Annotated in this window: 3 protein-coding genes; 1 reads left to right on the top strand and 2 read right to left on the bottom strand. The window is 65.6% G+C overall.

Annotation, left to right across the window (positions count from 1 at the left end):
- Together EQG76_RS00615 and clpS are read right to left on the bottom strand one after the other, a co-directional pair.
- A partial coding sequence (locus EQG76_RS00615) for an AAA family ATPase (protein ID WP_159709662.1) occupies window positions 1-1716 on the bottom strand: 1716 nt, incomplete at its 3' end.
- A 141-nt stretch (window positions 1717-1857) separates the two neighbouring features.
- Window positions 1858-2184 (bottom strand): ATP-dependent Clp protease adapter ClpS, encoded by a 327-nt coding sequence (gene clpS, locus EQG76_RS00610; RefSeq protein WP_159709660.1) that lies wholly within the window; start codon window positions 2182-2184, stop codon window positions 1858-1860.
- A 304-nt stretch (window positions 2185-2488) separates the two neighbouring features.
- On the opposite strand from clpS, the gene EQG76_RS00605 reads away from it, so the two are divergent.
- Window positions 2489-2780, top strand: a 292-nt coding sequence (locus EQG76_RS00605) for a sodium:proton antiporter (protein WP_235031137.1), incomplete at its 3' end; no start/stop codon positions are given.

Below are 2780 nucleotides of genomic sequence, written 5' to 3'. Positions count from 1 at the left end.
CTCGTCCAGCAGGAGGACGGCGTGCGGGTGCTGGTCGATGCTGTCGGTGAGCAGGCCGCCCTGGTCGAAGCCGACATAGCCCGGAGGGGCGCCGATCAGCCGGCTGACCGCGTGGCGCTCCATGTACTCGGACATGTCGAAGCGGATCAGCTCGATGCCCATGGTCTTGGCGAGCTGACGGGCCGCCTCGGTCTTGCCCACGCCCGTGGGGCCGCTGAACAGGTAGCAGCCGATCGGCTTCTGCGGATCGCGCAGGCCGGCCCTGGACAGCTTGATCGCCGAGGACAGGGCCATGATCGCGCTGTCCTGGCCATAGACCGCGCCCTTCAGGTCGGCGTCCAGGTGCTTCAGCGATTCCTTATCGCGAGCCGAGACCGCCTTGATCGGCACCCGCGCGATCCGGGCGACGATCTCCTCGACCTCCTTGGCACCGATGGTCTTCTTGCGCTGACCTTCCGGCTTGATCATCTGCGCCGCGCCGACCTCGTCGATGATGTCGATCGCCTTGTCCGGCAGCTTGCGGTCATGGATGTAGCGCACCGCCAGCTTGACCGCGGCTTTGAGCGCATTGTTGGTGTACTTGACCTGGTGGTGTTCCTCGAAGCTCGGCTTCAGCCCATGGAGGATCTTGACGCTCTCGTCCTCGGTGGGCTCCGGAATGTCGATCTTCTGGAAGCGCCGGACCAGCGCCCGGTCCTTCTCGAAATAGTTGCGGAACTCCTTGTAGGTCGTGCTGCCGATGCAGCGCAGCCCACCCGAAGCTAGGGCCGGCTTGAGCAGGTTGGACGCATCCAGCGAGCCGCCGGAGGTGGCGCCCGCACCGATCACGGTGTGGATCTCGTCGATGAACAGGATCGCGCGGCTGTCGTTCTCGAGCTCGCTGATGACGCTCTTGAGCCGCTCCTCGAAATCGCCACGGTAGCGGGTGCCGGCGAGCAGCGCGCCCATGTCGAGCGAGTAGATCACGCAGTTCTTCAGGATTTCCGGCACGTTGCCCTGAACAATCCGGAGCGCCAGCCCTTCGGCGATGGCGGTCTTGCCCACGCCCGGGTCGCCCACGAACAACGGGTTGTTCTTCGAGCGCCGGCACAAGATCTGAATCGTGCGCTCGATCTCGTTGTCGCGGCCGATCAAGATGTCGATCTTGCCCTCGGCTGCCTTCTTGTTCAGGTGGACGCAGTACTGGGACAGCGCGTCCTTTTCGTCCTTCTTCTGTGCCGTCGGAGCACCCTCCTCATCCCGTTCGTCCGCACCGCGCGGGCGACGATCCTCGGACATCCCGGGCTTCTTCGAGATACCGTGGCTGATGTAGTTGACCGCGTCCAGCCGCGAGCAGTTCTGCTCCTGCAGGAAGAACACGGCGTGGCATTCCCGCTCGGAGAACAGCGCCACCAGGACGTTGGCTCCGGTTACCTCGTGGCGGCCGGACGACTGGACGTGGATGGCCGCGCGCTGGATCACACGCTGCAGGCCGGCCGTGGGCTTGGCGTCGACGCCGGCTTCCACGATCAGCCCGCTCATCTCATGCTCGAGATACTGGCTGAGCACGAGGCGCAGGCGGTCGAGGTCGACGGCGCAGGCCTTCATGACCGCCATCGCGTCCGGGTCCTCGGTGAGCGCCATGAGCAGGTGCTCGAGCGTGGCATATTCGTGCTGCTTGGCATTGGCCAGAGCCAGTGCCCGCCTCAGCGACTTTTCGAGATTGCGCGACAGCATGTTCGGGTCACTCGCCTTGCTGGGGTGGGCGGACGGCAAGAAGGGCTGAGGGGCCGCCTGCCCTTGCCATGACCCCTCGGGTCGCCGGCCGGATGGCCGGGATCTGGCCGATCGACCGGACGCCGATCGCCATGACGCTCATCATTCCTTTTCCATCGTGCACTGGAGAGGATGCTGGTTCTGCCGGGCGAAGTCGATGACCTGCATCACCTTCGTCTCCGCCACTTCGAACGTGTAGACGCCGCAGACGCCGACGCCCTTCTGGTGGACGTGCAGCATGATCTGCACCGCCTCTTCCTCGCTCTTGCGGAAGAAGCGCTCCAGCACGTGCACGACAAACTCCATCGGTGTGTAGTCGTCGTTGAGGAGCAGCACCTTGTAGAGGGACGGCTTCTCGGTGCGGGTGTGGGTCTTGGTCGCCACCCCGCCACGCTCGATGATGCCCCGATCCTGGTCTCTGTCGCTCATCGCGATGGTCGTCTCACAGTCCCACGCCTCAGGTTCGATGCCACCTGCTCGGGGTCCGAGGAGACCCGAGGTGCTCCGGTCCGTCCGAACCATACCCTCCGTTGCCGGCTGAGGACAATCGCCCTGCAGCCTCTGCAAGTCGGCTTTGTTCGAAGCGGCGTGCGGGCGTCGTCCGGCTGCATCGTAGTGGCATATGGGGTCGTGGCACCGCTTCGTCATCCTCTGGCCGCTCTTGGTCATTCCGGGAACCGTGTTGTAGCACCGCCCCGCCGCGACGATGCGGCTCACCCAAGCTGGAACCGGCATGCCGTCTCGTCCGCTCCCTGCCTGTCGCCCGATCATCGCCCTGCCGCTCCTAGCCTTCCTCGCCCTCGTCGGTTCCGGCAGCCCGGCGCTCGCGGCAGATGCGGGCGGGCACGGCTTCGTGGGGGCGGAGCTGGCGGGCTGGTGGGCAGTGCCGTTCGCGGGATTGCTCCTGTCGATCGCCCTGATGCCGCTGCTGGTCCCGGATCTGTGGCACCACCACTACGGCAAGATCGCGCTCGGCTGGGCGGCACTGGTGATCCTGCCGATGCTGCCGACCCTCGGCCTGGATG

It is taken from the genome of Geminicoccus flavidas (assembly GCF_009806515.1).
Taxonomy (GTDB): domain Bacteria; phylum Pseudomonadota; class Alphaproteobacteria; order Geminicoccales; family Geminicoccaceae; genus Geminicoccus; species Geminicoccus flavidus.
Note: the sequence above shows the minus strand (reverse complement) of the source record. Positions and strands in the feature narration are given on the sequence as shown.